This window comes from Rhodococcus sp. WB1 (genome assembly GCF_001700945.1).
In the GTDB taxonomy this organism is placed as follows: Bacteria; Actinomycetota; Actinomycetes; order Mycobacteriales; family Mycobacteriaceae; genus Rhodococcus; species Rhodococcus aetherivorans.
Genome location: NZ_CP015529.1, coordinates 1770453 through 1797299, shown reverse-complemented (window position 1 = coordinate 1797299; position 26847 = coordinate 1770453). Strand labels below are relative to the sequence as shown.

The window sequence follows — 26847 nt, the reverse complement described above, 5'->3', positions numbered from 1 at the left end:
ATGACATTTCCGGAAAACAACTCCCCGGCAAACGAATTCGGCACCGACCTCGAAATCGTCGAGCGGACGGAACCCGCGGACGGCGTCGTCGCGTTGCGCCTGCGGCACCCGGACGGCGGGCCCCTGCCGCCGTGGAGTCCCGGCGCGCACATCGATCTCGTGCTCGACGAGGACCTCGTCCGTCAGTACTCGCTGTGCGGCGACCCGGCCGACACCGGGACGTGGCGCATCGCCGTCCTGCGCGAGGCCGACGGCCGCGGCGGCTCGCAGTACGTGCACGACAAACTCGCCGTCGGTGACCGCGTCCGCGTTCACGGACCCCGCAACAACTTCGACCTCGCCCCGGCGCCGCGCTACCTCTTCCTCGCCGGCGGGATCGGGATCACCCCGATAGTGCCGATGATCGCCGCGGCCGAGGCGGCCGGCGCCGACTGGTCCCTCGTCTACGGAGGCCGCCGCCGCGCCTCGATGGCGTTCGCCGACGACCTCGTCACCCGCTACCCGGGCCGGGTCACCCTCGTGCCGCAGGACGAACGGGGCCGGCTCGATCTGCCGTCGCTGCTCGGGGACCCGCGTCCCGGCACCCTCGTCTACTGCTGCGGCCCCGCCGGGCTGCTCGACGCCGTCACCACCGCCTGCGCCGACCGGCCCGCCGGGTCGCTGCGGATCGAACGGTTCGCCGCGAAGGAACAGTCCGCTCCGGTACGCTCGGACGGCTTCGAGGTGGAGCTGGCCCTGAGCGGTACCACCGTCACCGTCGCGCCCGACGAGAGCGTCCTGGACGCCGTCGCCGCCGCGGGTGTGCAGGTGCTCTCGTCCTGCCGCGAAGGTACCTGCGGCACCTGCGAGACCACCGTGCTCGCCGGCACGGTGGACCACCGCGACTCGCTGCTGACCCCCGAAGAACAGGCCGCGCACGACACCATGCTGATCTGCGTGTCCCGCGCCGCCTGCCCCCGCCTGGTTCTCGAACTCTGACTGCCCGAATCCCGAGGTGACCGCCGTGACCGTCGCAATGCACCCGCCCACCCTCGACGACGACCCGTTCGACGACGCCGTCCTCGCCGACCCGTACGAGTTCCACGCCCGGCTGCGCGCCGCCGGACCGGTGGTGTACCTGCCCCGATACGACGTGTACGCGATGGGCAGGTTCGAGGAGGTCCACGCCTGCCTCACCGACTGGCGCACCTTCGTCTCCGAACGAGGGGTCGGCCTCGCCGACTTCGCCCACGAGACGCCGTGGCGTACCCCGAGCCTGCTGCTCGAGGCCGACCCGCCGGACCACACGGTGGTGCGGGCGGCCATGGGGGCCGTCGTCTCGCCGCGCACCGTGCGCGCGCTACGCGCCGGGTTCGAAGCCGAGGCCGACGCCCTGGCCGACGCGCTCGTGGCCCGTGGTGAGTTCGACGCCGTCACCGATCTCGCCGAGGTGTTCCCCCTGCGGGTGTTCCCGGACGCGGTGGGGATCCGGGAGGACGGCCGCGAGCATCTGTTGCCGTACGGCGCCATGGCGTTCAACGCCTTCGGGCCCCGCAACGACCGCGTGGAGAAGGCACTCGCCGCGTCCGGGCCGACGCAGGAGTGGGTCGCGGAGTCGTGCCGGCGGGAGAATCTCGCGCCGGGCGGGTTCGGCGCGCAGATCTGGGCGGCCGCCGACCGTGGTGACATCACCGCCGAACAGGCGCCTATGCTCGTTCGATCCCTGCTCACCGCCGGCGTGGACACCACCGTTCACGGCATCGCCAACACCGTCTACGCCATGACGCGGTTCCCCGGGCAGTGGCAGGCGCTGCACGCCCGGCCGGCGCTTTCGAAGTTCGCATTCGACGAGGCGCTGCGCTGGGAATCGCCCGTGCAGACCTTCTTCCGCACCACCTCCACCGACACCGAGGTGGCCGGCGTCCCCATCGGCGAGGGCCGCAAGGTCCTGCTGTTCCTCGGCGCCGCCAACCGCGACGAACGGCGATGGGGACCCGATGCGCACATCGTCGACATCCACCGCTCCGCCGGCGGACACGTCGCGTTCGGCATGGGCATCCACCAGTGCGTCGGTCAGCCGATCGCGCGGCTCGAGGCCGAGGTGCTGCTCACCGCGCTGGCACAGCGGATCCGGCGGATCGAACCGGCCGGGGATCCGGTGCCGCAACCGAACAACACGCTCAAGGGCTGGGCTAGCATTCCGCTCAGAGTCGAACCGGCCTGACCGGAGCAGTTCCCGAGGAAGGGGTGAGCACACCGTGACCCCCACCGGCGCCGCCCGCCCGGCCACCGGTTCCGTCACGGTACGCGCGCTCACCCTCCTGGAGGCGTTCACGCGCGAGCAACCCAACCTGACCCTGAGCGAGATTTCCCGGCGCACCGGCCTGCCGCTCACCACGGTGCACCGGCTCGCCGGGGATCTCACCGAGTGGGGCGCGCTGGAACGCGACTCGTCCGGCCGATTCAGCATCGGCCTCCGGCTGTGGCAGGTCGCGGCGCTCGCGCCGCGCGGCACGCTGCTGCGTGAGCTGGCGCTGCCCGTGATGGAGGACCTGTCGCAGATCACCCAGGAGAACGTGCAGCTCGGTGTGCGTGAGGGGACCGAAGTGGTGTTCGTCGAACGCCTGCGCGGTCAGCGGGCGGTGAAGACCCTCACCCGGGTCGGCAGCCCCTTTCCCATCCACGCGTCCGGCCTGGGACTCGTGCTGCTCGCGTTCGCACCGCGCTCCGTTCAGGAGGAGGTGCTGGCCCGGCCGCTGGAGCGGTTCACCGAACGCACCCTCACCTCCCCCGCCGAGCTGCGCCGGGTCCTGGCCGAGGTACGCCGCTCCGAGATCGCGGTGAGCGACCGGCAGGTGACGATGGAGGCGGTCTCCGTGGCCGCACCGATCTTCGAGCGGCCCGGCGTCGCGATCGCGGCGCTGTCGATCGTCGCCGCCGCGGACACCGCGCAGGTCACCGCACTGTCCCAACTGGTCCGCACCGCGGCCCGCGCGATCGGCCGCTCCCTGCGGCCCGGCGGATTGACGAGCAGCGATGGGTGAACCGGCCCGCACCGTGCCGCGGCTGCTGCTCGACAGGGTGGCCCGCACGCCCTACGCGGAGGCATTCCGGCACCCCAGCGGCGACGACTGGACGAGCGTGTCGTGGACCGAGGTGGCCGGCCGGGTCACCGCCCTCGCCGCCGGGTTGATCGGCCGTGGAATTCGCCCGGGCGCGCACGTCGCCGTCTGCGCCGCCACCAGCTACGAGTGGATCCTCGCCGACCTCGCGATCGTGTGCGCCGGGGCGGTCACCGTGCCGGTCTATCCCGCCACCCCGCCGACGGAGGTGGTGGCACTGCTCCGGCACTCGGGCAGCGTGCTGACCTTCACCGACCGGCCGCTGCCCACCGCGCCGGTGCTGCACCTGGACCGGCTCGGCGAACTCGAGGCCGAGGGCCGACGGCTCCTGGCCGCCGATCCCGGAGCGGTCGCGGCCCGCATCGCGGGCGTGACGCCCGACCACCTGGCCACCCTGATCTACACCTCCGCCTCCGACGGCACCGCCAAGGGCGCGTGCCTGCCGCACGCCGCCGTCACCTACGAGGCCCGGGCCATGGCCCGCCTGGGCATGCTCACGCCCTCGGACCTGCAACTGCTGTGGCTGCCGCTCTCCCACGTCTTCGGACGTGCGCTGCTGTTCGTGGGCGTGCACCTGGGCGTGCCGACGATCGTCGACGGCCGTGCCGATCGGGTCGTGCAGCGCCTCGGCGAGGTCCGGCCGACATTCCTCGGGTCCGTTCCCCACGTGCTGGGCAAGATCCGCGCCGGCGTGGAGTCCGGTGCCGCGGATCTGGGCCGGTTGCGGTTCGTGATCTCCGGCTCGGCGCGGCTCGACCGTCCGCTGGCCGAGTGGTTCGAAGGGGCCGGCGTGCCGGCACTCGAGGGATACGGCCTCACCGAGACCGCGGGTCCGTGCTGCGTCAACCGCCCGGACAGCCGGCGCCTCGGTTCGATGGGCCGGCCGCTGCCCGGCACGCAGGTGCGCATCGCCGCCGACGGGGAACTGCTCGTCCGCAGCCCCGCCGTCATGTCCGGATACCACGACGACGCCGAGCGCACCGCCGCGGTCCTCGACCGCGACGGGTGGTTCCACACCGGCGATCGCGCCGTCGTCGACGACGACGGTTTCGTCACCCTGCGCGCCCGCAAGAAGGAGGTGTTCAAGACCTCCACCGGCAAGTACGTCGCGCCGGTCGCCGTCGCACGCCGGTTCCGGGCACTGTTGCCCGGCGCGGACCTCGTCGTGGTGGGCGAGCACCGCCCCTACTGCGTAGGACTGGTGGTCCCCACCTCGGGCCGGGCGATCCCCCCGGCCGAGGCCGCGGCCGCCGTCGCCCGGCTCAATGCGGAGCTCGGCCGCTGGGAACGCATCCGCCGGTTCACCGTGCTGCCCGCACCGCTGCCGCCCACGGAGGTCGACGCGCACGGACGCCCGCTGCGGGAGCGGGTGCTCGCGCGCTGCGCCGAGGTGGTGCGCCGGCTGTACGAGGGTTGATCAGGGGCGGTAGCCCGGCTCGGTGCGACCGGCGTCCCAGGTGCGATCGGCGTCCCAGGTGGACACCGCCCAGATCACCACCACGTCGATCGCGATGATCGCGAGCGACCATCCCGGGTAGTAGGGCAACCACAGGAAGTTCGCGATGATCGACAGCGCCGCGATGACGATCGCGGCGACGCGCGCCCACGTGGCTCCCGTGACGAGAGCGAGACCGATCACGGCCACGAGGATGCCCAGGATCAGATGCACCCAGCCCCACGCCGAGACGCTCCAGGAGAAGGTGTACTCCTGGCCGACCACGATGATGTCGTCCTTGGCGATCGCGGCGATACCCTGCAGAACCTGCAGGACGCCGACCGTCGCGAGCAGGATGCCGGCCGCGATCGACGTGCCCGCGGCGAAGCCCTGCTTCAGGCCGGACCCCGTTGCAGGTCCACTGTCGTGGCGGACCGCGGCGGGGCCGCCGGCCTCGTGGGCACCACCACCGTGGCGCGCGGACGCACCCGCCGCTGCCGTGGAACCTGCACCGGCGGTGGCACCTGCACCAGCCGTCGAACCTGTGCCGGCCGTCGAACCTGCACCGGCCGTGGCACCCGCACCGGTTGGAGAACCCGGGGTAACGCTCGAACCTTCGGACACGACAGCTCACCTCTCCCGTTTTCGAAGCGATCCTTCACAGTGTGCGCCGCCGGACGAGAGCGTGGAGCAGGTTCCGAGGGTGAAAAATGTCGGCATTGCCCGGAGAAGGGGGCCGCCGCGGTGGGAGAAGAATCCGGAGAGAGCCGGAGGGAGTGGAGCTAAGGGGACTCGAACCCCTGACCCCCACACTGCCAGTGTGGTGCGCTACCAGCTGCGCCATAGCCCCGTGCAGAACAATCGGGCCACCCGCGGTGGCCTCTCACGACGAGAGGCGAGAGCATTCACTCTCGCCTCTCGCGGTGATGGTGGAGCTAAGGGGACTCGAACCCCTGACCCCCACACTGCCAGTGTGGTGCGCTACCAGCTGCGCCATAGCCCCGTACTTGGATCGTCACCCGGGATTCACTCCCCGGTGCGAGAAGAAAATTACACCATCGCCGTCGACGACAACAAATCGCCTGGTCAGCGGCGACAGTGCGGGCGACGGTGGTCGGACGGCCGACCACCGTCGCCGCCGCCTCAGCCGAGTTCGGCCACCCAGTTGTCGTTGCCGAGGGCGTCGATCACCGTGCCGTTGTGCACCACCGCGGGGGTGCCGGACGCGCCCGCCGCCGCGAGCGCCTGCCGTCCCGCCTCCGCGTCGACGGCGGCCTGCTCGACGCGCGCGCCGTCGGCGACGCACTGCGCCGCCTCGTCGGACGCCCCGGCGTCCCGCGCCATCTGTGCCAGCTCGGCGTTGGTGAGGTCGCTGTCGCTCCGCTCGGCGGGCTGGTTCTCCGGCGAGAGCAACGCGGCGTGGAACGCGGAGAACGCCGTCGCATCACCGGTCTGGGCGACACACTGGCCGGCCGCGACCGCGCGGGTCGAGTAGTCGCCGCTCGCGGAGAGCTGATCGAGGAACGCGAGCATGTGGTACCGCACGGCGACGTCGCCGGCGTCGACCGCCTGCGCGAGTTCCTGGCCGTGCTTGTGCTCGAGCTCGGCGCAGTACGGACACAGCGGATCCTCGAACAGGTCGATCGTGGTCGCGGCGTCGGGAAGACCGAGCACGATGACACCGTCGTCCTGCAGCTCCACCTGCACCGCGGTGTTCTGCACCGTCCCGTAGCCCTCGTTGCGGGCCTTGCCCCGGTTCGACTGCCACAACACCCCCCCGATGACCAGCACCGCGATGACCAGGACCGCGATGCCGCCGAGGATGAAGGTGGACTTGCTCGACGTCGGCTCCGGCGTGTACTTGACCGGTTTGACCTTCTTCGCGCTCACGGAATCTGCCCTTCGCTGCTCGGGGATCGATGCGGGATCACTCTGCCATCGCGGGCTGAGTGCGTGCTGAGAGCCTCGCCCGTGAGCCGAGACCGAGCGCGAACGGACTGCGTGGGAACACCGTCAACCACCCGGCCAGGGCGAGGAAGCCGAGGTCTCGTGCGATCTCCCCGGCGTAGTCCCAGCCGTTCACGTCCGCCGCTCCACCGCCGCCGAAGCATCCGCAGTCGATGGACAGGCCGCGGGCCCAGACCGAGGCGATCACCGCGATCAAGGTCAGCAGCGCAGCCGCGCCCACGACCGCTGCGGCGCGCACCGCGAGTCCGATCAGCAGCAGCAGGCCGAGCACGAGTTCGAGGATCGGCAGACCGGCCGCAACGGGCCGTACGAGCGCCTCGGGCAACAACTGGTATGCGCGGACGGCCACGACGGTCTGTGACGGATCGGCGAACTTGATCCATCCGGAGATCAACCACACGGCAGCGAGACCGAGCCGGGCGATCAGGCTGAACAGGGGAATCCACACCCCTTCGACAGTACCGACGACTGGGGTCAGATCTCCGTGGCTTCGGTCACTGTGGGTTTCCGGGCGGGCCGCGGCGCCAGCGCCCAGGGCACGGCGACGAGCAGCATGACGGCGCCGGTCACGGCGAAGGCGGCCCCGTACGACACCTGCTGCGCCAGGATCCCGGCGGCGACCGGTCCGATCACCGCCCCCACATCCGCGGTCATCTGGAACGTCGCCAGCACCGGGCCCCCGCGCGCCCTGCTGCCGACCACGTCGGCGACGGACGCCTGCTGGGCCGGGTTCATCAGGCCGGACCCGACGCCGGCCAGCAGCGACGTCGCGAAGAACAGCGCGAGGTTCGTGGTGAGGCCCATCGCGATCGTGCTGGTCCCGCACACCACCAGCCCCAGCAGGACGAACGGGCGGCGGCCGAACCGGTCGGACAACCGCCCGGAGACCATCAGGACCAGGGCATTGCCCACGGCGAACACCGTCAGTGCCACCCCGGCGAGGCCGGCATCGCGCCCGAGGACCTCCACGACGAACAGCGGCACCATCGCCACCCGCACGCCGAAGACGACCCAGCCGTTGGCGAAGTTCGACCCGAGCGCGGCCCGGTACACCGGCGACCGCAGAGCCTCCCGCAGCCGCATCACCGGCATGGCGCCGCCGGAGTCCGGCACGGCAAGCGCGGAGTGACGCAGGCTCACGAACACGACCGCCGCCGCGACGAGCAGCGCCACCGCATAGATGAGGAACGGTGCCCGCAGGCCCAGCCCGACCAGGGCGCCCCCGGCGAGGGGGCCACCGATGTTGCCGAGCAGGAAGCTCGTCGCGTAGAGCCCCGACACCCGGCCCCGCGCGTTCGGCGGCGAGATGCGAATCAGCAACCCGAGCGCCGAGACGGTGAACATGGTGGAGCCGATGCCGCCGAGCGCCCGGAACAGCAGCAGCTGCCAGTAGTCCGTCGCGAAGGCGCAGGCGCCGGTGGACAGCGCCACGATGAGCACACCGGCGGTGTACACCGGCCGCTCCCCCAGCCGCTGCACGAGGTTTCCGCTCGCGGGGGCGAACAGCAGGCGCATCGCCGCGAACGCCGAGATGACGACGGACGCCGCGGTGACCCCCACCCCGAAGCTGCGCGCGAACTGCGGCAGCGCGGGTGCGACGAGACCGAAGCCGAGGGCGATGACGAAGGCCGCGCTGACCAGGACCCAGATCTCCCGCGGCAGGGCGGCGTCGCGTGTTCGCATGATGGCCTGATGTTAGCGACGCGCACGACCGGGAGGGCGGGCGCGTCCCGCCGGTGCGGGCTCAGCCGAGGACGTGGGACACCAGGTCCCGCGCCGCGTCCTGGACGCGGGCGAGATGCTCCGGGCCGAGGAACGATTCGGCGTAGATCTTGTACACGTCCTCGGTGCCGGAGGGCCGGGCCGCGAACCACGCGTTCTCCGTCGTGACCTTCAGGCCCCCGAGCGCGGCACCGTTGCCCGGCGCGGCGGTGAGGGTCGCGGTGATCGGCTCGCCGGCGAGTTCGGTGGCGTCGACCTGGCCGGGCGAGAGCTTCGCCAGGACGGCCTTCTGCTCGCGCGTCGCGGGCGCGTCGACCCGGGCGTACGACGGGTCGCCGTAGCGCTCGGCGAGCTCGGCGTAGCGCCGGGAGGGGGTCGTGCCGGTCACGGCGGTGATCTCGGACGCGAGCAGGGCCAGCAGGATGCCGTCCTTGTCGGTGGTCCACACCGAGCCGTCGCGCCGCAGGAAGGAGGCGCCGGCGCTCTCCTCTCCACCGAAGCCGAGGCTGCCGTCGAGCAGGCCGGGAACGAACCACTTGAAGCCCACCGGCACCTCGAGCAGACCCCGGCCCAGGCCCGCGGCCACGCGGTCGATCATCGACGAGCTCACGAGGGTCTTGCCGACCTTCGCCTCGGCCGACCATCCGGACCGGTGCCGGTACAGGTAGTCGATGGCGACCGCGAGGTAGTGGTTCGGGTTCATCAGCCCCCCGTCGGGGGTGACGATGCCGTGCCGGTCGGCGTCGGCGTCGTTGCCGGTCGCCAGGTCGTAGCGGTCGCGGGCGCCGATCAGCGACGCCATCGCGTTGGGCGACGAGCAGTCCATCCGGATCCTGCCGTCGGTGTCGAGGGTCATGAACCGCCAGGTGGCGTCGACGAGCGGGTTGACGACGGTCAGGTCCAGCCGGTGCCGCTCGGCGATCTCGCCCCAGTAGTCGACGCTGGCGCCGCCGAGCGGATCGGCGCCGACGCGCAACCCGGCGTCGCGGACGGCGTCGAGATCCACGACGTTCGGCAGGTCGTCGATGTAGGCGGCGAGGAAATCGTGCCGGCCGGCGTCGGCGAGCGCCCGGACGGCGGGCACCCGGCGCACCCCGTTCAGCCCCGCGGCGAGCAGTTCGTTGGCGCGCGCCGCGATCGCCGACGTCGCATCGGTGTCGGCGGGCCCGCCGTGCGGCGGGTTGTACTTGAAGCCGCCGTCGCGGGGTGGATTGTGCGACGGGGTGACGACGATGCCGTCGGCGCGGGCACCGGATCCAGCGCCGGCGTTGTGCCGCAGGATCGCGTGGCTCACGGCCGGGGTCGGCGTGTAGCGGTCGCGAGCGTCGATCACCACGTCGACGCCGTTGGCGGCGAGCACCTCGAGTGCGCTCGTCCACGCCGGCTCCGACAACGCGTGGGTGTCGCGGCCGAGGAACAGCGGACCGGTGATCTGCTGCGCCGCCCGGTACTCGACGATCGCCTGGGTGGTGGCGAGGATGTGCTGCTCGTTGAAGGCGCCGTCGAGGCTGGAACCGCGGTGACCGGAGGTGCCGAAGGCCACCTGCTGCATCGGATCCTGCGGGTCCGGCGTCACCGTGTAGTACGCGGTGACCAGGTGCGCGAGGTCCTCCAGATCCTCCGCCGCCGCCGGTTGTCCCGCTCGTTCGTGCGCCATGTGACCTCCTCGTCCACCCGACCTTGCCCTGCTCATCTTGCCCGCCCGGCGTGCCCGGCGCGCGCCGATCGCCGTCGTTCAGGACGTGAGGGCATACCCGGCCCAGGCCGCGGCCGTGCCGGCGAGCACGCTCACCGCCGCATACACCGTCGCGGTGACCGGGCGGCGCACCCGGACGAGACCGACCGTCTCGACGGCGAACGTCGAGTAGGTGGTCAGGCCCCCGCAGAACCCCGTGCCGAGCAGCGCGAACGTCGAGGGCGCGAGCGCAGCCCCGGACAGCACACCGAGCAGCAGGCAACCGAGGACGTTGACGGTCAGGGTCGCCACCGGGACGCTGCGGTAGGAGCGGACGTGCCGGCCGGCAAGATAGCGCAGGACCGCTCCGGCACCGCCGCCCAGGGCGACGAGCAGGACGGTCATCGGGCCGTCCGGTGCCGCCACGCCTCGCCGGCCGCCATGCCGGCGCGCGCCGCCGCGAGTGCCCCCACGAGCGTCACGGCCACATAGACGACGGCAGTCGCGGGGTGGCGGACCGCGTCGACGGCGAACGTGGAGAAGGTGGTGAACCCGCCGAGCACACCGACGCCGAGGAACAGGCGCCACAGCCGGTCGGGACCGAGCATTGCTGCGACGACGCCGAGCAGCAGCGAACCGGCGATGTTGATCGCCGCGATCGTCCAGATGCCGGGGAATTGCACGGACAGCGCGTATCGGGTGACGGCACCCACCGCGCCGCCCGCGGCGACGACGGCCGTCGGCTTGTACTCCATGCCGGTAACCGTAGAGGTCCGGCATATGCGAAGGACCCCGGCCGGGTGGCCGGGGTCCTTCGCGTTTCCGGTGGAGCTGCCGGGAATCGAACCCGGGTCCTCCGCCGCCTCGCCAGGGCTTCTCCGTGTGCAGTTCGCTATGTCTCTACTTGGATCTCCCGGTCCCGCGAACAAGCCGAGATGACGATCCCAGTCGCTGTTTGTTGTCCCGTCCGGCTCCGCGACCGAGCCGTACGGTGGAGCTCCCTAGTCGATGCCAGGATCCGGGGCGGGAGCACACCCGGTCTGACAGAGACGCACTCGCTTAGGCAGCGAGGGCGTACTCGCGCTGAGTAGACTCGGCGCTTATTGGTTTGCAGCGACGCTTACGGTGGTCTCTTGCCTGCACCGACACGCTTCCCCTAGCTCAACGTACGCAGTCGAAACCGTTCAGCCCCGTACGTACCTGCGGCCTTCGCAGGACTACCCACTCTAACGCGCGGACCCCCCTCCGTCATTCCCATTTCCACCGTGATGCGAATGACGTGGCTCACAGCCCTCAGGCGGCCGCGGTGATCATGCCGACGGCGGTGAGGGCGAGCACCATTCCGGTCATCTGGCCCCGCCCGATGCGCTCGCCCAGCACGACCATCGCCAGCAGCACGGTCGCCGCCGGGTACAGCGCGCCGATGACGCTCACCAGCGACAGCATGCCGCCCTGGAAGGCGAACATCAGCGCACCGTTGGCGATCACGTCCAGCACCGCGACCGCGATGATGTGCGGATAGACCCGGCTCGGCGGCCGGATCATCTGCCGCACGCCCAGGGCCACCGCCCACACGACGAGTGTCGCCGTGAGCCGGGACATGCCGAGGGGCCACAGGCCGGTGCCCGCGGGGACGCGGTGCAGCGCGACGAACATCAGCGCGAACGCGACTCCGGAGCCGACGGTCAGCCACGCCACGGTCGCGGTGAATCGGGGTTGCTCGTCCCCGGCGACGCCTTCCTTCGATTCGCGACTGACCAGCACGACGGCGACGAGGGCGATCGCGATGCCGGCGTAGGCGACCGGTCCGGGCCGCTCCCCCGCCGCGATCCCGACGAGCACCGGGATACCGGCCACGAGCACGGCGGTGAGCGGGGACACCACCGACATCGGGCCCGCGGCGAGCGCGAGATAGAACCACCAGATCGCGAGCCCGCCGGCGACACCGGCCGCCGCACCCCAGCCGAGGGACTCGGGGGTGAGGTCGCCGCCCACGAGCGGCGCGACGGCGAGCACCAGCAGCAGCGACAGCGGGTACGAGACGATCACGAACCGCAGCGCCGCCACCCGGCGGGACGCGACCCCGCCGAGGAAGTCGCTCACCCCGTAGCCGACCGCGGCCACCAGGGCGAGCACGATCGCCGTCAGCGCATGCCCTTCACCCGCCGGCCGAGCTCGCGGGTCACCTCGCGCTCGGCGGTGCGACGGGCCAGGTCCTGCCGCTTGTCGTAGTCCTGCTTGCCCTTGGCCAGCGCCAATTCGACCTTCACCTTGCCGTCGGAGAAGTACATCGACAGCGGGACCAGGGTCTGGTTGCCCTCGCGGGTCTTGCCGACGAGGTTGTCGATCTCCCGGCGGTGCAGCAGCAGCTTGCGGGTGCGCCGGGGCGCGTGGTTGGTCCACGTGCCGTGCCCGTACTCGGGGATGTGCAGCCCGCGCAGCCACACCTCGCCGTCGTCGACGGTGGCGAACGCGTCGACGAGCGACGCCTTGCCCTCGCGCAGGCTCTTGACCTCGGTGCCCAGGAGCGCGACTCCGGCCTCGTACGTGTCGAGAATGGTGTAGTTGTGCCGTGCCTTGCGATTCGTGGCGATGACCTTGCGGCCCTTTTCCTTCACTTTCGGGCCCCTCCGGTCCTCGATGCGTCCGACAGATCTGTGTACAGCATAGGTAGCGGACGCAACGAGATATTCCCGCGCACCGACGCGCGGCTATTCACGCACGTACAGGCGCAGGGTGACGTAGGCGGTCAGGGCCGCCATGCCGACGCCCACCAGCACCAGGATCGGCGAGACCAGCAGCACGTCGCTGTTGGAGATGCGGGCGACGATGTTGGCCTCGTAGACCTCCGAGAGCACCTCGTCGACGAAGGCGCCCTTCGCGACGAACAACCCCGCGATCGCCAGCGCCGCGCCGATCACGGCCGCCACGACGGCCTCGAGCAGGAACGGCAGCTGGGTGTACCAGCGGGTGGCGCCGACCAGCCGCATGATGCCCACCTCGGTGCGGCGGGTGAACGCGGCGATCTGCACCATGTTCGCGATGAGCAGGATCGCAGCGACCGCCTGGACCGTGGCGATCGCGAATGCGGCGTTGCGGACGCCGCCCAGCACGCTGAACAGCCGCTCGACGAGGTCCTTCTGATTGAGCACGCTGTCGACGCCGGGACGGACGGCGAACTGGTCCTCGATCACCCCGAAGCGGTCGGGATCCGAGAGCTTGATCTTGAACGAGGCCGGGAAGCTCTCGGCGCTGACGAGCTCGGCGAGCTCCGGCTGGTCCTTGAAGACCCGCTCGGTCGCGTCGGCGACGGCGTCCTCGCGGTTGAGGTACTGCACCGACACCACCGCCGGGGTGTTCTCGAGGTCCGAGCGCAGGGTGCGGCAGATGTCCTGTTCGCAGTCGGGGTCGAGGGTCGAGATGTCGTCGGTGAGGAACACCTGCACCTCGACCCGGTCGAGGAAGATCTGCTGCGTCTTGTCGGCCATCTGCACGACGAGCAGACCCGCGCCGAACAGGCCGAGGGAGATCGCGGTGGTCAGGATCATCGCGACGGTCATGGTCAGGTTGCGGCGCAGGCCGGTGACGACCTCGCTCAGGATGAAGCTGGCACGCATGGAGTGTCGAAGTCCTTCGGTTGCCGGAGGGGCGAGAGCGATGGGAGCGGGAGAGCGCGGTCAGCGACCGACGCCGTAGACGCCGCGCGCCTCGTCGCGCACGACCCGACCGAGATCGAGCTCGACCACGCGGCGCCGCATGGAGTCGACGATGTGGTGGTCATGGGTGGCCATGAGCACGGTGGTGCCCGTGCGGTTGATGCGCTCGAGCAGCATCATGATGTCCTGGCTGGTGTCCGGGTCGAGATTGCCGGTCGGTTCGTCGGCCATGAGCACCAGGGGCCGGTTCACGAAGGCCCGGGCGATCGCGACGCGCTGCTGTTCGCCGCCGGACAGTTCGGTGGGCAGGCGGTCGGCCTTGCCGGACAGGCCGACGAGGTCGAGCACCTCGGGCACGGTGCGAGCGACGACCGAGCGGGGCTTGCCGATCACCTCGAGCGCGAACGCGACGTTCTCGGCCACCGTCTTGCGCTGCAGCAGCCGGAAGTCCTGGAATACGCAGCCGAGGTTCTGCCGCAACCTGGGCACCCGGCGCGCCGACAGGCGGTTGACGTGGAAGTCCGCCACGTGGATGTCACCGGAGGTGGGCGTGTCGTCACGCAGGAGCAGCCGCAGGAAGGTCGACTTCCCGGAACCGGACGGGCCGATGAGGAAGACGAACTCGCCCTTGTCGATCTCGACGCTCACCTTGTCGAGGGCGGGCCGGGTCGACGTCTTGTACGACTTGGACACATTCTCCAGGCGGATCACGCCGCCATGCTAGCCGTTATCGGACGGTGACCTAAGGAACCGACTCGCCGGTAGGTTCGGCGGGGGACGAATCGCCGAGGCCGGGAATCGGAATCTCGGGCAGCCGCAGGCCGGGCTGAGTCGTCGTGGTCGTCGGGGCCGGGGCCTCGGGAACGGTGCGCGAACCCGCTCCGCCGGGCGTGGATCCGGTCCCGGTCGGCGCCGGCGTGGTCGTCGTCGGGGTCGGCTCCGTACTGGTCGGCGTGGGGCTCGGTTCGGCGGTGGTGGGCTCGGGCACGTACGGCACGTACGGCGTCTCGCTGACGACCACCGCGCCCGGCGGCGCCGTCGCCGTGCCCTGTTCCTCCTCCGGGTTGAGGTACAGGTAGAGCACCCACAGCCCCAGCCACACGAGGCACAGGGCCAGGGTGGCGGTACGCAGCCGGCCGCCGAAGACGTGGTCCGGGATGTGGAACCTGCGAGGCTCGCTCACCGCACCGCCTCGATCCCGTGGATCGGGGTGGACGTGTCGAGCTGCGGATGGACGGTGAGGCCCTGCCGGCGCAACGCGAGCGCGACCCGCACGCGCAGTTCCCGTCCCACCTGGAACTGCTTGCCGGGCAGGGTGCGCGCGACCATACGAACGCTGACCTGGTCGACCTCGAGGCTCTCGACGCCCATCACGGTGGGCTCGTCGAGCAGCAGTTCCTTCAGCTTCTCGTCCTCGAAGGCATTGACGCCGACCTCGTGCAGGATGTCGTTGACCTCCGCGATGTCGGCCGTGACCGGGATCGGCACGTCGACGACCGCGCGGGCCCAGTCCTTGGAGAGGTTGACGGCCTTGTTGATCTGCCCGTTGGGCACGGTGATGACCTCGCCGGCGGCGTTGCGCAGCTTGGTCACGCGCAGGGTGACGTCCTCGACCGTGCCGACGGCGTCGGCGGAGGCCCCGGTGACCGAGATCTGGACCGTGTCACCGAACCCGTACTGCCGTTCGGTGATGATGAAGAATCCCGCGAGAATGTCCTGGACGATGCGCTGGGCGCCGAAGCCGAGCGCCGCGCCGAGGACGGTCGCGGGGGCCACCAGGCTGCCGATGGGCAGCGCGAGGTAGTCGAACACCTTCAGGGTGGCGACGATGTAGACGAACGTGATGACCACCCAGGTGATCACCTGCGCCACCGAGTGCCGGTGTTTCGTCACCTCCGAGCGCACCAGCGCGTCGGACTGCTGATACGTCTCGTCGATGCGGCGGGTGATGCGGCCGCCGGTCCAGCTGACGAACCGCGCGACGAGCACAGCGCCGAGCACGGTCAGGGCGATCTGCAGACCGCTGGTCGACAGCCAGTCGAGGAGCCTGGTACCGGGAAACAGGGTGGATCCTCCGTAGCCGTGTTATTGATTCTGCTTCTGGTTCTCGCGCATGCGCCACCGGATGCCCTCTTCGAGGAACCCGTCGATGTCGCCGTCGAGGACGGCGGCCGGGTTGTTCACCTCGTACTCGGTGCGCAGGTCCTTGACCATCTGGTACGGGTGCAGGACGTAGGAGCGCATCTGGTTGCCCCACGAGCTGCCGCCGTCGCCCTTGAGCGCGTCCATCTCCGCGCGCTCCTCCTGCCGCTTGCGTTCGAGCAGCTTGGCCTGCAGCACGCGCATGGCCGAAACCTTGTTCTGCAACTGCGACTTCTCGTTCTGGCAGGTGACGACGATACCCGTGGGGATGTGGGTCAGGCGCACCGCGGAGTCGGTGGTGTTGACGGACTGCCCGCCCGGGCCGGACGAGCGGTACACGTCGACGCGGATGTCGTTCTCGTCGACGTCGATGTGGTCGGTGGTCTCGACGACCGGCAGCACCTCGACCTCGGCGAACGACGTCTGGCGGCGGCCCTGGTTGTCGAAGGGGCTGATCCGCACGAGCCGGTGGGTGCCCATCTCGACCGACAGGGTGCCGTACGTGTAGGGCGCCTTGATCGCGAAGGTCGCGGACTTGATGCCGGCCTCCTCCGCGTACGAGGTGTCGTACACCTCGACCGGGTAGCCGTGCTTGTCGGCCCACCGGATGTACATGCGCATGAGCATCTCGGCCCAGTCCGCGGCGTCGACGCCGCCGGCGCCGGCGCGGATGTTGACCAGCGCGTCGCGCTGGTCGTACTCGCCGGACAGGAGCGTGCGCACCTCCATCGCCTCGATGTCGGTGCGCAGGCCGGCCCGCTCGGCGTCGGCGTCGGCCATGGCGGCGGCGCGGTCCTCACCCTCCTCGCCCTCGGCGAGTTCGTAGAGCACCGGTAGGTCGTCGAGCCGGGAGCGCAGCTCCTCGACGCGGCGGAGTTCGCCCTGGGCGTGCGAGAGCTGGCTGGTGACCTGCTGCGCGTGCTCCTGGTCGTTCCACAGCTCCGGGTCGGCGGCCTGGTGCTCGAGTTCGTCGATACGCCGACGCAGCTCGTCCACGTCGAGAACCGCCTCGACGGTCTCGAGGGTGGTCGCCAGTTCGGCCAGGTCTGCGGAAACATCGGGATGCACGATTCCCAAGGTTACCGGGTGTGCGGCGGTACCTCGCCACCGCTCGGGGCCCGGTGGGCTCTCGGCTAGCGTCTGAGGCATGAGCACCGACCTCTCGGCCGATCTGGACCTCGCCCTGCGCCTCGCCGACGAGGCGGACGCCATCACGCGCACCCGGTTCGGCGCCCTCGACCTGACCGTCACCGACAAGCCGGACCTGACACCGGTGTCGGATGCCGATCTCGGCGTCGAACGCGCCGTGCGCGGCACCCTCGGCGCCGAGCGCCCGGGCGACGCGATCCTCGGCGAGGAGTTCGGCGGCGACGCGGTGTTCACCGGCCGGCAGTGGGTGGTCGATCCGATCGACGGGACGAAGAACTTCGTGCGCGGCGTGCCGGTGTGGGCCAGCCTCATCGCCCTGCTCGACGACGGCGTGCCCGTGGTGGGGGTGGTGAGCGCCCCGGCGCTGAACCGTCGCTGGTGGGCCGCGGCGGGCGCGGGCGCGTGGGTGGCGTACGACGGCGCAGAGCCGCGCCGCATCGCCGTCTCGCAGGTCACCGACCTGTCCGCGGCGTCGCTGAGCTTCTCGAGCCTGTCCGGCTGGCGCGATCGCGGTCGGCGCGACGAGTTCGTCGCGCTCACCGACGAGGTGTGGCGGGTGCGGGCCTACGGCGACTTCTATTCGTACTGCCTGCTCGCGGAGGGTGCGGTCGACATCGCCCTCGAGCCCGAGGTGTCCCTGTGGGACCTGGCCGCGCTCGACGTGCTGGTCCGGGAGGCGGGAGGCCGGTTCACGAATCTGGACGGTGCGGCCGGCCCGCACGGCGGCAGCGCGGTAGCCACCAACGGGGCGCTGCACGAGGGCGTGCTCACGCGCCTGCGGTGATCCGCGCGGCTCCCGCCCACCCCGAACTTACTCGATAGTAGACACCTACCTTACTCCGGAGTAAGGTAGTGGTGTCCGTCCCCACATCGAGAAACTTCTGGTGATCATGAGCAAGCAAGAGAGTGTGGCCCGGAACACCCCTCGCGACACGTCCGCGGTGGGCCTGAATCCCCTCCGACGGGACGCCATGGGCGCCGCGATGCGGGTGCTCACGCGGATCACCGGTTCGGAGCTCGCGGACCGGTACAACCTCCGGCAGGCCATCGACCGGGTGACCTACCAGTCCACCAAGACCGGCTTCAAGACGCTCGGCGCCGCCACCCGCACCTTCAAGAAGGTCACCGGCGGCAACGCACCTCAGCGCCTCGACCCCGCCGTCCGCACCGACCTGTTCGACCTGACCCCCACCGACGATCAGCAGATGATCGCCGAGACCGTCCGCGAGTTCGCCGCCGAGATCCTGCGGCCCGCCGCGCACGACGCCGACGAGGCGGCCGCCGCCCCCACCGACCTCCTCGCCCGGGCCGCCGAACTCGGCATCACCCTCGTCAATGTGCCCGAGGCGTTCGAAGGAGCCGCCACCGAGCGGGGCGCGGTCACCAACGCGCTCGTCGCCGAGGCGCTCGCCCACGGCGACATGGGGCTGGCCCTGCCGATCCTCGCGCCGAGCGGCGTCGCGGTCGCCCTGACCCAGTGGGGCACCGAGGAGCAGCAGCGGACCTACCTGCCGGCGTTCGCCGGGGACGACGTCCCGCAGGCCTGTGTCGTGATCACCGAGCCGCGCGCCCTGTTCGACCCGTTCGCGCTGCAGACCAAGGCGGTGCGCTCCCCCAGCGGTTACCGGCTCAACGGCGTCAAGTCCCTCGTGCCGGCCGCCGGCAGCGCCGAACTGTTCGTCGTCGCCGCCGAGCTCGACGGAAAGCCGTCGCTGTTCCTGGTCGAGTCCGACAGCAAGGGCGTCGCGATCGAGGCCGACCCGTCGATGGGCCTGCGTGCCGCCGGGCTCGGCCGGCTGCATCTGACCGACGTCGCCGTCCCGCAGGCCGCCCTGCTCGGCGACGCGGACGCCGACGCACGCGCCGAGCAGTACGCGGACGCGGTCCGCCTCGCCCGCCTGGGCTGGGCCTCCCTCGCCATGGGTACCGGGCAGGCCGTGCTCGACTACGTCGTCCCCTACGTCAACGAACGGGAGGCGTTCGGCGAACCGATCAGCCACCGGCAGGCCGTCGCCTTCATGGTCGCCGACATGAAGATCGAGCTCGACGGCATCCGGCTGGTCACGCTGCGCGGCGCGGCCCGCGCCGAGCAGGGCCTGTCCTTCGCCCGGGAGGCGGCGCTGGCCCGCAAGCTCGCCACCGACAAGGGCATGCGGATCGGCCTCGACGGCGTCCAGCTGCTCGGTGGCCACGGCTTCACCAAGGAACACCCCGTCGAACGCTGGTACCGCGACCTGCGCGCCGTGGGCGTCGCCGAGGGCGTCGTCCTCGTCTGAGCCGCCCGATCCGGCAGCGTCACCTCACACCTAGGAATCTGTGATGATCAATCTCGAACTTCCCAAGAGGCTCAAGGCGTCGGCGAACCAGGCGCACCAGGTCGCCGCGCAGATCTTCCGTCCCGTCTCGCGCAAGTACGACCTCGCCGAGCACGTGTACCCGGTCGAGCTCGACACGATGGCCGCGATGGTCGAGGGGTTGAACGACTCCGGTCAGGGCGCCTCGGGCGCGGCGCTCGGCCGCGGCGACGAGCCGAAGAAGCAGGCCGGCAACGTCAACGGCGGCAACATGGCGTCGCTGCTCAATGTGATCGAAACCTGCTGGGGCGACGTGGGGCTCACCCTGTCGATCCCCTACCAGGGGCTCGGCAACTCGGCGATCGCCGCCGTCGCCACCGACGAGCAGCTCGAACGCTTCGGCAAGGTGTGGGCGTCGATGGCGATCACCGAGCCGAGCTTCGGCTCCGATTCCGCCGCCGTGACCACCACCGCCGTCCTCGACGGCGACGAGTGGGTCCTCAACGGCGAGAAGATCTTCGTCACCGCCGGCGAGCGCTCGACCCACGTGGTGGTGTGGGCGAGCGTCGACAGGTCGAAGGGGCGCGCGGCGATCAAGTCGTTCGTCGTCCCGCGGGACGCCCCCGGCCTGAGCGTGGCGCGCCTCGAGCACAAGCTCGGCATCAAGGCCTCCGACACCGCCGTCCTGGTGCTCGACAACTGCCGGATCCCGAAGGACAACCTGCTCGGCAGCCCCGAGGTGAACGTCGAGAAGGGGTTCGCGGGGGTCATGCAGACCTTCGACAACACCCGCCCGATCGTCGCCGGCATGGCCGTCGGCGTCGCCCGCGCGGCGCTCGAGGAACTGCGCGGCATCCTCGCCGAGGCCGGCGTCGAGGTGTCCTACGACATCCCGGCCTGCAACCAGCACGCCGCGGCCGCCGAGTTCCTCGCGCTCGAGGCCGACTGGGAGGCGGCCTACCTGCAGGCGCTGCGGGCCGCGTGGATGGCCGACAACAAGCATCCCAACTCGCTCGAGGCCTCGATCTCCAAGGCCAAGGCCGGCCGCACCGGCACCGCGGTCACCCTCAAGGCCGTCGAACTGGCCGGCACCTACGGCTACTCCGAGCGTCCGCTGCTCGAGAAGTGGGCGCGCGACTCGAAGATCCTCGACATCTTCGAGGGCACCCAGCAGATCCAGCAGCTCATCATCGCGCGACGGCTGCTGGGCCTGTCGAGCGCCGAGCTGAAGTAGCAGGTCACAAACCACTTCTCCGAGGGGTCGGGCCCCCGCCGTACGCACCGACGGTGGGGGCCCTCTCGCGCTCCGGGGGCGGTCCGCTACACGCGAGAGCCGGCGGAATCGTCCTCACGTGCGCGGCGGAGATCCTCGCGAAGGGCGACCACCTCGGCCGTCAGCGCGGCCACCTGCGCCCGTGTCGCCGCCTGGCTCGCCTCGTCCTGCTCGCCCACACGCTCGACCGGCCAGGACGCCGACGTGGCCGTCACGACACCGAGCAGGGCGATGCCCGCGATCATCAGGGCGGCCGCGATCAGCCGGCCGGTGGCCGTGACGGGGGCGAAATCGCCGTAGCCGACCGTGGTGACACCCAGGTGAGCACCATCACCGCCTCGCCCACCCGCGCCGTGCCGTCCGCCGGCTGGGCGAGCACCAGCCATGCGTACGCGGCCAGGAACATCCCCGCCGCGGTGGCCATCGGCCATTCGGACAGGCGGCGCCACCGTTCCTCGGTCACTCGAACGCCCCGGAGGCGAGGGATCGGATCACGAACGGATCCTGCCGTCACCGCCGCGCGGGCCGGAATCGCCTCCCGTCCGGGTGCCCGCCGGCAATTCGGACGAATGTCCATGACTGTGAGGCGCGTCACCACTAGGGTTGCGGTGACGCGAATCCGGCACGAGCTCGAAGGGGACAGCATGCCCGGGCAGGACATCATCGACAGGATCACCGGTGCCGCCGGGGGGGTGACCGACACGCTCGGCGCCGTACGGGTGCTCGCCCGCTCCGGGCTGCTGCACTTCCCCCGGGTGGACCACGGGATCGGCACCCTCGTCGCGGTGAGCCGCTACGGTCCGTTCGCCGGACCGGTGCACGCCCACGCCGCGCGTGGCTTCGACGCCGTCGCCCTCGTCGACGAGCGCGGCCGGCTGAGCTACCAGGAACTCGAGGCGCAGTCGAACGCGCTCGTGCGGGCGCTGCAGGCCGACGGCGTCGCGGCGGGGGACGTGATGGGCCTGATGGCCCGCAACCATCGCGGACTCGTTCTCACCATGCTCGCCGCCGCCAAGCTCGGCGCGAAGCTGGTCATGATGAACACCGGGTTCGCTCCGCGGCAGCTCGCGGACGTCGCCGCGCGCGAAGGTGTGGGCACCTTCGTCTACGACGCCGAGTTCGCGGCGGTGGCGGCCGCCCTGCCGCCGGAGGTACGGACCTACAGCTCGTGGCCCGAGGGCGACGAGCCGGGCCCACCGGGCATCGAGTCCGTGCTCGCGCAGTTCGATGGGTCCGCCGTTCCGCCGCCGAGCACGCTGGGCGGTTTCGTTCTGCTCACCAGCGGCACCACCGGCACACCCAAGGGCGCCCCGCGCGAGCGCACGTCGCCGCTCGCCTCGGCGCAGTTCCTGGACCGGGTACCGCTGCGGCCGGGACAGACGATGCTGATGGCGGCGCCGGCGTTCCACGGGACCGGAATCTCGCAGTTCGGGCTCGCCCTGGCGTTGGGGCAGACGGTGGTGATGGAGCGACGGTTCGACCCGCTCGAGACGGTTCGCCTGATCGAGCGGCACCGGGCCAACGTGCTGGTCGTCGTGCCGACCATGCTGCAGCGGATCCTGGACCTCGGCGGCGAGACGATCGGGCGGTACGACACGTCGAGCCTGCAGATCATCTTCTCCGCCGGGTCCGCGCTGTCGCCGGACGTGTGCCGGCGTACCCGTGAATACTTCGGCGACGTGCTGCACAACCTGTACGGCTCCACCGAATGCGCGGTGGCCACGGTCGCTACTCCCGAGGACATCCGCCGGGCGCCGGGCACGGCCGGACGGCCGCCGGTGACGTGCCGGGTCGAACTGTACGACGAGGCCGGCAACCGGATCACGACGCCCGGCGAGGTGGGCCGGATCTTCGTCGCGAGCGGTCTGAGCTTCGACGGCTACACCGACGGCCGGGACAAGGAGCGCATCAACGGTCTGCTCTCGACCGGCGACGTGGGGCACTTCGACGAGGACGGGCTGCTGTTCGTCGACGGCCGAGACGACGACATGATCGTCTCCGGCGGCGAGAACGTGTACCCGCTCGAGGTGGAGAACCTCCTCGTCGAGCGGGACGACGTGTTCGACGCCGCGGTGGTCGGCGTGGAGGATCCGGACTTCGGTCACCGGTTGCGCGCCTTCGTGGTGCCGGCGGAGGGCTCCGAGCGCGACGCCGAGGAGATCAAGGAGTACGTCAAGGCGAACCTGGCCCGCTACAAGGTCCCGCGCGACGTCGTCTTCCTCGACGAGCTGCCGCGCAATGCGACGGGAAAGCTGCTGCGACGCGTGCTCGTCGACATGAAGCCCTGAGCACATGGGAAGGGCCCGGCACCGGATGATCCGGTGCCGGGCCCTTCCACTTGGTAGCGGGGACAGGATTTGAACCTGCGACCTCTGGGTTATGAGCCCAGCGAGCTACCGAGCTGCTCCACCCCGCGTTGCAAGAACGAAGTTACACGGCCCGATGAACGGAATGCAAATCGCCTGGGCGAAGGCCGTTTTCGCCCCTCATCCTGTGTCCTGGGACACACTCGCGCGACGACCCCGCTCACATAACGGTGGAATAACAATCGCGTGGCGAGGCGGCCGACCTGCGGTGCGAGAGCGGCTGCCCCGGCCGGACGCCGAGTCGTCCTCGAACCGACGGGGCCCCGCGCACCTCGTGCGCGGGGCCCCGTTCGTCGCGGAAGGGATCAGCCGCCGGTGGACTGGTACGCGTCCACGGCCGCCTGCACCCGTTGCAGCGCACGGCCGTAGGCGGCGAAGTCGCCCGTGCTCTGGGCCGCACTGAGCTCGGCCAGCGCCGCGTCGAGTTCGGCGACCGCGGCCGCCCGGTCCGCGGGAGCCGGGGCGGGAGCGGGGTTCGGCGCCGGAGCGGGCGCCGGAGCCGCTGCCTGACCGTCCTGCTCCGTCCCCTCGACCGGCGCGGTGGGCGCCGACTCGCCACCCGGCGCGGTGGCCGCACTGCCGACACCGGCCCCGAAGACCTGGTCCAGCGCCGAGGCGAGGGTGGGGGCGTAGCCGATGCGCACGCCGCCGGCAGGGCCGGGCTCGCGATAGCTGACGATCACCCGGGACAGCTGCGGGAACGTCGACGTGCTCCCCGTCGCCGAACTGCGTTCCGTGTACATCGGCTGGACGTAGAGGATCCCGCCCTGGGCGATGGGCAACGTCAGCAGGTTGCCGTACTGGATCCGGTTGGATCTCTCGAGCAGGGTCCGCTCCGACGCGACGCGCGTGTCGGAGATCATCGCGTTCTGCGTCTGTTCGGGACCGAACGTCTGAGTGTCGGTCGGCAGCCGCAGGATCGTGAACCTGCCGTAGTTGTCCGGGTCCGAGTCCACCGAGATGTACGCGGACAGGAACTGCCGGTTGAAGCCCACCATCGCCGAGGTGAGCCGGAACGACGGGCGGGCCGTCTCCTCGTCACCGATCAGCACGTAGTACGGCGGCTGGTTCGCGGTCGTGTCCACCGTCGGATCGCTCGGCACCGACCAGAACGCGTTGTTGGTGAAGAACTCGCGCGGGTCGTCCACGTGATACTTCGCGAGCATCTCGCGCTGCACCTTGAACAGGTCCTCCGGGTACCGGAAGTGCGAGCGGAGCTCGTCGGAGATCTGATCCTGCGGGGTCACCGCATCGGGGAAGACACCCATCCACGCCTTCAGGACCGGGTCCTGATCGTCGACCTGGTAGAGGGTCACGGTGCCGTCGTACGCGTCGACCGTCGCCTTCACCGAGTTCCGGATGTAGGAGACCTCCTTGCGGGGCAGCAGCCGGCCGGTGTTCTGGTCGACGCTGTCCTCGACGAGCCCTTCGAGGGAACTGCGCTGCGCGTACGGGTAGTTGTCGAGCGTGGTGTAGGCGTCGACGATCCACACGATGCGCCCGTCGACCGCGGCGGGATAGGCGTCGCCGTCGGCGGTGAGCCACGGGGCGACCTTCGTCACCCGGTCCCGCGGGTCGCGGTTGAACAGCAGCTTCGACTCGCTGCCGATGGCGCTCGAGAACAGGATGTTGCGTTCGGCGTACTTGGACGCGAACGCGAGCCGGTTGAACCAGTTGCCGATCGAGACGCCACCCGAGCCGGTGTAGGTGTACTGCGCGGTGTCGGTGTCGTACTCCCGCGGGGCCTCCCCCTCGGCGGCACCGACGATCGCGTAGTCGGGCTCCTCCTGCGCGATGACCTCACCGAAGTAGATCCGCGGCTGCTCGACCGGAATCACCTGGTTGCCCGACTCGAGCGATGCGATGTCGCTGACCATGTACACCGGGTAGCCACTGTTGCTGTTCGCGGCCTCTTCCGCAGACTCGCTGGCGGCCGCGTTCACCCGGTTGGCGGGAGCCGCGACCAGCCCGTTGCCGTGGGTGTACACCGTGTGCTTGTTGATCCAGTCGGTCTGGTTGCCCGTCAGGCTCGACGGCGACAGCTCGCGGGCGGCGACGATGTAGTCCTCGCGCTCCCCGTCGATCTCGTACCGGTCGATGTCCAGCGACGGCGGGAACCCGTAGAAGTTCTTCAGCTGCTGCTGCTGGGTGAAGGTGCGCGGCAGCACGTTGGGATCGAGCAGGCGGGTGTTGGCGATGGTGGTCACGTCCGCCGGCACGTTGCGCGGTGACGTGGTGCCCACGCCGGGGTAATCCCGGTACTCCACGATCTCGTCCGTGATGCCGTAGGCCTCACGCGTCGCCGCGATGTTGCGCTCGATGTACTCGGACTCCTTGACGGCGGCGTTCGGCCGGACGGAGAACTGCTCGACCACCAGCGGCCACACGGCCCCGACGAGGATCGACGAGAGCACGAGCAGGGCCGTCGCCATCGCCGGGATGCGCAGGTCGCGCAGCACGATGGCCGCGAAGAACGCCACCGCGCAGATGACCGCGATCGCCATCAGGATCAGCTTGGCGGGCAGCACGGCGTTGATGTCGGTGAAGCCCGCGCCCGTGAAGGTGGGCTCCTTGCGCCCGCTCCACAGCAGTGCGTACCGGTCGAGCCAGTACGCGATCGCCTTGAGCGCAACGAAGACCCCGGCCAGCACGGCCAGCTGGATGCGGGCGGCGCGGGTGAGGCTGCCGCCGCGGCCGGCGAGCCGGATGCCGCCGAAGATGTAGTGGGTGACCAGGCTGGCGAAGAGCGCCAGGATGACCGCCACGAACATCCAGTTCAGCAGGAAGCGGTAGAACGGCAGGTCGAAGGCGTAGAACCCGACGTCCAGCCCGAACTGGGGGTCCGTGGTGCCGAACGAGCCGCCGTTGAAGAACATCTGCACGGTCACCCAGCTCGCCTGCGCGATCAGGCCCGACAGCAGGCCGAGCACGATCGGAATGCCGAGGCCGAACGTGCGCAGCCGGGTCATCACCGTGGTGCGATACCGCGAGATGGGGTCGTTGGGCCCGGATGCGGGCACGAACACCGGCCGCGATCGGTACGCCAGCAACAGCGCCAGCCACACCACACCGCCCACGAACAGGCTCACGAGGAGGAACAGGACGATCCGGGTCAACAGCACCTTCAGGTACACGTCACGGAAGTCGACCTCGCCGAACCACAGCCAGTTGGTGTAGGCGTCCACCAGTCGGGGACCGACCAGCAGCAGCACCGCGGCCACCACGGCCAGGCTCAGCAGGATCTTGCTGCGTTTCGACAGCGAAGGTACTCCGGTGGGGGGCCTCATGCCCACGTGCCACACTCCCAATTCTCCGGCGACGCGAACGCGCCGCAGCTGTTCACCCCGACTGTCACCCACGGCACTCGCGGTGACCGTTTCGCCCCACTCTACGGAATGAGGCGACCACCACGCCGCGCGGCGACGAGACCCGGCGACGATGCAAGGATATGTCCGTGAGCGACAGTCATCCCGTCCCGTCCGAAGACGCCCTGCGCCGGTGCGTCGGTGAGATCGTCGACTTCGTCGACGCCGGTGGCTGGGGACAGCCGCCGACGATGTTTGCGCTGGTGCCCACGGCCCTGCTGGCGGCGTCGGAACCCACCCTGCTCGACCAGCTGGACGAGGGCCACGAGTACACCCCGGTGGAGCAGGAGGCCTTCCCCGACGACGTCGAAGGCGGCAGCCCCGCCCTCGACGAGTTCCTCGCCACCACCAGCTGGCCCGAGTCCGTCGCCGGCTGCGCCCTGGTGCAGGAGATCGTGGTACTGCCCCCGAGCGCGGAGTCGGATCTCGACGACGCACTGGTGCCGCTGCTCGCCGATCCACACGCCGCCGACGAGGCCGCCCGGGCCGCGGCGCACGGGCACCCGGAGCGGCGTGATGCCCGCCTGATCGCGGCGGTCCTGCGCGACGGTCCGTCGCTGTCGCTGCTGCAGCTGCGGCCCACCGACGAGGACGACCCGTTCGCCGGGATCGAGCTGCGCACCTACGACAACCTCGCGCCGAACGTGGTGTCCGCCCTGTACGCGACCCTCGAACCGGGCGACGACTAGGAACGGTCCCGC

Annotated in this window: 25 protein-coding genes, 3 tRNA genes, 1 other RNA gene and 1 pseudogene; 9 read left to right on the top strand and 21 right to left on the bottom strand. The window is 70.6% G+C overall.

The window, feature by feature from the left end; translation table 11 throughout:
- The 4 genes from A4U64_RS07995 to A4U64_RS07980 are packed head-to-tail and all read left to right on the top strand — an operon-like array spanning position 1 to position 4518.
- Complete coding sequence (locus A4U64_RS07995; RefSeq protein ID WP_065922422.1) at positions 1 to 978, top strand: PDR/VanB family oxidoreductase; 978 nt, start codon at positions 1 to 3, stop codon at positions 976 to 978.
- A gap of 25 nt (positions 979 to 1003) precedes the next feature.
- The gene (locus A4U64_RS07990; protein ID WP_232334178.1) at positions 1004 to 2203 is read left to right on the top strand and encodes a cytochrome P450; all 1200 of its coding nucleotides are present in this window, start codon (positions 1004 to 1006) and stop codon (positions 2201 to 2203) included.
- A 34-nt stretch (positions 2204 to 2237) separates the two neighbouring features.
- On the top strand, positions 2238 to 3023 hold the full coding sequence (locus tag A4U64_RS07985; protein WP_050035440.1) for an IclR family transcriptional regulator: 786 nt from the start codon (positions 2238 to 2240) through the stop codon (positions 3021 to 3023).
- Positions 3016 to 4518, top strand: coding sequence for an AMP-dependent synthetase/ligase (locus A4U64_RS07980; protein ID WP_065922421.1), 1503 nt, complete (start codon positions 3016 to 3018; stop codon positions 4516 to 4518). Before A4U64_RS07985 ends, A4U64_RS07980 begins: the two co-directional genes overlap by 8 nt.
- Here the strand turns inward: A4U64_RS07980 and A4U64_RS07975 are convergent, their stop codons facing one another.
- From A4U64_RS07975 to prfB, 17 genes are all read right to left on the bottom strand, one after another.
- On the bottom strand, positions 4519 to 4935 hold the full coding sequence (locus A4U64_RS07975) for a DUF7144 family membrane protein (RefSeq protein WP_029544516.1): 417 nt from the start codon (positions 4933 to 4935) through the stop codon (positions 4519 to 4521).
- A gap of 378 nt (positions 4936 to 5313) precedes the next feature.
- A tRNA-Ala gene (locus tag A4U64_RS07970) sits at positions 5314 to 5386 on the bottom strand.
- 77 nt (positions 5387 to 5463) lie between these two features.
- A tRNA-Ala gene (locus A4U64_RS07965) sits at positions 5464 to 5539 on the bottom strand.
- A gap of 140 nt (positions 5540 to 5679) precedes the next feature.
- On the bottom strand, positions 5680 to 6426 hold the full coding sequence (locus A4U64_RS07960) for a DsbA family protein (RefSeq protein WP_006940599.1): 747 nt from the start codon (positions 6424 to 6426) through the stop codon (positions 5680 to 5682).
- 37 nt (positions 6427 to 6463) lie between these two features.
- On the bottom strand, positions 6464 to 6952 hold the full coding sequence (locus A4U64_RS07955; protein ID WP_006940600.1) for a MauE/DoxX family redox-associated membrane protein: 489 nt from the start codon (positions 6950 to 6952) through the stop codon (positions 6464 to 6466).
- 26 nt (positions 6953 to 6978) lie between these two features.
- Positions 6979 to 8187 carry an MFS transporter gene (locus tag A4U64_RS07950; protein WP_006940603.1) on the bottom strand — a complete coding sequence of 403 codons (1209 nt, stop codon included), beginning with the start codon at positions 8185 to 8187 and terminating at the stop codon, positions 6979 to 6981.
- A 61-nt stretch (positions 8188 to 8248) separates the two neighbouring features.
- Positions 8249 to 9883 (bottom strand): phosphoglucomutase (alpha-D-glucose-1,6-bisphosphate-dependent), encoded by a 1635-nt coding sequence (gene pgm / locus A4U64_RS07945; RefSeq protein WP_065922420.1) that lies wholly within the window; start codon positions 9881 to 9883, stop codon positions 8249 to 8251.
- Positions 9884 to 9961: 78 nt separating this feature from the next.
- Complete coding sequence (crcB, locus tag A4U64_RS07940) at positions 9962 to 10306, bottom strand: fluoride efflux transporter CrcB (protein WP_006940607.1); 345 nt, start codon at positions 10304 to 10306, stop codon at positions 9962 to 9964.
- A complete protein-coding gene (locus A4U64_RS07935) occupies positions 10303 to 10656 on the bottom strand; it encodes a fluoride efflux transporter FluC (protein WP_006940609.1) in 354 nt (117 codons plus the stop codon). Before A4U64_RS07935 ends, crcB begins: the two co-directional genes overlap by 4 nt.
- Before the next feature lie 68 nt (positions 10657 to 10724).
- Positions 10725 to 11093, bottom strand: a transfer-messenger RNA (tmRNA) gene (gene ssrA, locus A4U64_RS07930).
- A 101-nt stretch (positions 11094 to 11194) separates the two neighbouring features.
- On the bottom strand, positions 11195 to 12025 hold the full coding sequence (locus tag A4U64_RS07925; RefSeq protein WP_065923435.1) for a DMT family transporter: 831 nt from the start codon (positions 12023 to 12025) through the stop codon (positions 11195 to 11197).
- Positions 12026 to 12045: 20 nt separating this feature from the next.
- Positions 12046 to 12519: an SsrA-binding protein SmpB gene (gene smpB / locus A4U64_RS07920; RefSeq protein WP_006940611.1), complete on the bottom strand. Its 474-nt coding sequence runs from the start codon at positions 12517 to 12519 to the stop codon at positions 12046 to 12048.
- A 93-nt stretch (positions 12520 to 12612) separates the two neighbouring features.
- On the bottom strand, positions 12613 to 13518 hold the full coding sequence (ftsX, locus tag A4U64_RS07915) for a permease-like cell division protein FtsX (protein ID WP_006940612.1): 906 nt from the start codon (positions 13516 to 13518) through the stop codon (positions 12613 to 12615).
- A gap of 60 nt (positions 13519 to 13578) precedes the next feature.
- Positions 13579 to 14268 (bottom strand): cell division ATP-binding protein FtsE, encoded by a 690-nt coding sequence (gene ftsE, locus A4U64_RS07910; RefSeq protein WP_029544525.1) that lies wholly within the window; start codon positions 14266 to 14268, stop codon positions 13579 to 13581.
- 31 nt (positions 14269 to 14299) lie between these two features.
- Complete coding sequence (locus A4U64_RS07905) at positions 14300 to 14740, bottom strand: hypothetical protein (protein ID WP_050035443.1); 441 nt, start codon at positions 14738 to 14740, stop codon at positions 14300 to 14302.
- Positions 14737 to 15564, bottom strand: a complete 828-nt coding sequence (locus tag A4U64_RS07900) for a mechanosensitive ion channel family protein (RefSeq protein ID WP_373566485.1) — start codon at positions 15562 to 15564, stop codon at positions 14737 to 14739. The genes A4U64_RS07905 and A4U64_RS07900 overlap by 4 nt, the downstream gene beginning before the upstream one ends.
- Before the next feature lie 78 nt (positions 15565 to 15642).
- Positions 15643 to 16767 (bottom strand): peptide chain release factor 2, encoded by a 1125-nt coding sequence (gene prfB, locus A4U64_RS07895; RefSeq protein WP_029544529.1) that lies wholly within the window; start codon positions 16765 to 16767, stop codon positions 15643 to 15645.
- A 79-nt stretch (positions 16768 to 16846) separates the two neighbouring features.
- On the opposite strand from prfB, the gene hisN reads away from it, so the two are divergent.
- From hisN to A4U64_RS07880, 3 genes are all read left to right on the top strand, one after another.
- Positions 16847 to 17632 (top strand): histidinol-phosphatase, encoded by a 786-nt coding sequence (hisN, locus tag A4U64_RS07890; RefSeq protein WP_065922419.1) that lies wholly within the window; start codon positions 16847 to 16849, stop codon positions 17630 to 17632.
- Positions 17633 to 17732: 100 nt separating this feature from the next.
- On the top strand, positions 17733 to 19124 hold the full coding sequence (locus A4U64_RS07885; protein ID WP_065922418.1) for an acyl-CoA dehydrogenase family protein: 1392 nt from the start codon (positions 17733 to 17735) through the stop codon (positions 19122 to 19124).
- A gap of 43 nt (positions 19125 to 19167) precedes the next feature.
- Positions 19168 to 20376: an acyl-CoA dehydrogenase family protein gene (locus A4U64_RS07880; RefSeq protein WP_006940624.1), complete on the top strand. Its 1209-nt coding sequence runs from the start codon at positions 19168 to 19170 to the stop codon at positions 20374 to 20376.
- Positions 20377 to 20462: 86 nt separating this feature from the next.
- Here A4U64_RS07880 and A4U64_RS28735 read toward each other — a convergent pair.
- Both A4U64_RS28735 and A4U64_RS28725 read right to left on the bottom strand, forming a co-directional pair.
- Positions 20463 to 20729, bottom strand: a pseudogene (locus A4U64_RS28735) (potassium channel family protein); the annotation flags it as partial.
- Complete coding sequence (locus tag A4U64_RS28725) at positions 20675 to 20878, bottom strand: hypothetical protein (protein WP_051359198.1); 204 nt, start codon at positions 20876 to 20878, stop codon at positions 20675 to 20677. The pseudogene A4U64_RS28735 and the gene A4U64_RS28725, both read right to left, overlap by 55 nt.
- A gap of 181 nt (positions 20879 to 21059) precedes the next feature.
- Here A4U64_RS28725 and A4U64_RS07865 point away from each other — a divergent pair, with 181 nt between their 5' ends.
- Positions 21060 to 22703 carry an acyl-CoA synthetase gene (locus A4U64_RS07865; protein ID WP_029544536.1) on the top strand — a complete coding sequence of 548 codons (1644 nt, stop codon included), beginning with the start codon at positions 21060 to 21062 and terminating at the stop codon, positions 22701 to 22703.
- Positions 22704 to 22754: 51 nt separating this feature from the next.
- Here A4U64_RS07865 and A4U64_RS07860 read toward each other — a convergent pair.
- A tRNA-Met gene (locus A4U64_RS07860) sits at positions 22755 to 22831 on the bottom strand.
- A 255-nt stretch (positions 22832 to 23086) separates the two neighbouring features.
- Positions 23087 to 26074, bottom strand: coding sequence for a UPF0182 family protein (locus tag A4U64_RS07855; protein ID WP_198163409.1), 2988 nt, complete (start codon positions 26072 to 26074; stop codon positions 23087 to 23089).
- Positions 26075 to 26229: 155 nt separating this feature from the next.
- Between A4U64_RS07855 and A4U64_RS07850 the strand changes: the two genes are divergently transcribed.
- Positions 26230 to 26835 carry a PPA1309 family protein gene (locus tag A4U64_RS07850; RefSeq protein ID WP_044476283.1) on the top strand — a complete coding sequence of 202 codons (606 nt, stop codon included), beginning with the start codon at positions 26230 to 26232 and terminating at the stop codon, positions 26833 to 26835.
- Positions 26836 to 26847 lie beyond the last annotated feature (12 nt).

Coding starts and splice junctions, on each gene's coding strand:
- A4U64_RS07980 (WP_065922421.1), top strand. CDS start 3,016: ATGGGTGAACCGGCCCGCACCGTGCCGCGGCTGCTGCTCGACAGGGTG.
- A4U64_RS07950 (WP_006940603.1), bottom strand. CDS start 8,187: ATGCGAACACGCGACGCCGCCCTGCCGCGGGAGATCTGGGTCCTGGTC.
- crcB (WP_006940607.1), bottom strand. CDS start 10,306: ATGACCGTCCTGCTCGTCGCCCTGGGCGGCGGTGCCGGAGCGGTCCTG.
- A4U64_RS07865 (WP_029544536.1), top strand. CDS start 21,060: ATGCCCGGGCAGGACATCATCGACAGGATCACCGGTGCCGCCGGGGGG.
- A4U64_RS07850 (WP_044476283.1), top strand. CDS start 26,230: ATGTCCGTGAGCGACAGTCATCCCGTCCCGTCCGAAGACGCCCTGCGC.
- A4U64_RS07995 (WP_065922422.1), top strand. CDS start 1: ATGACATTTCCGGAAAACAACTCCCCGGCAAACGAATTCGGCACCGAC.
- A4U64_RS07880 (WP_006940624.1), top strand. CDS start 19,168: ATGATCAATCTCGAACTTCCCAAGAGGCTCAAGGCGTCGGCGAACCAG.
- A4U64_RS07935 (WP_006940609.1), bottom strand. CDS start 10,656: ATGGAGTACAAGCCGACGGCCGTCGTCGCCGCGGGCGGCGCGGTGGGT.
- pgm (WP_065922420.1), bottom strand. CDS start 9,883: ATGGCGCACGAACGAGCGGGACAACCGGCGGCGGCGGAGGATCTGGAG.
- ftsX (WP_006940612.1), bottom strand. CDS start 13,518: ATGCGTGCCAGCTTCATCCTGAGCGAGGTCGTCACCGGCCTGCGCCGC.
- hisN (WP_065922419.1), top strand. CDS start 16,847: ATGAGCACCGACCTCTCGGCCGATCTGGACCTCGCCCTGCGCCTCGCC.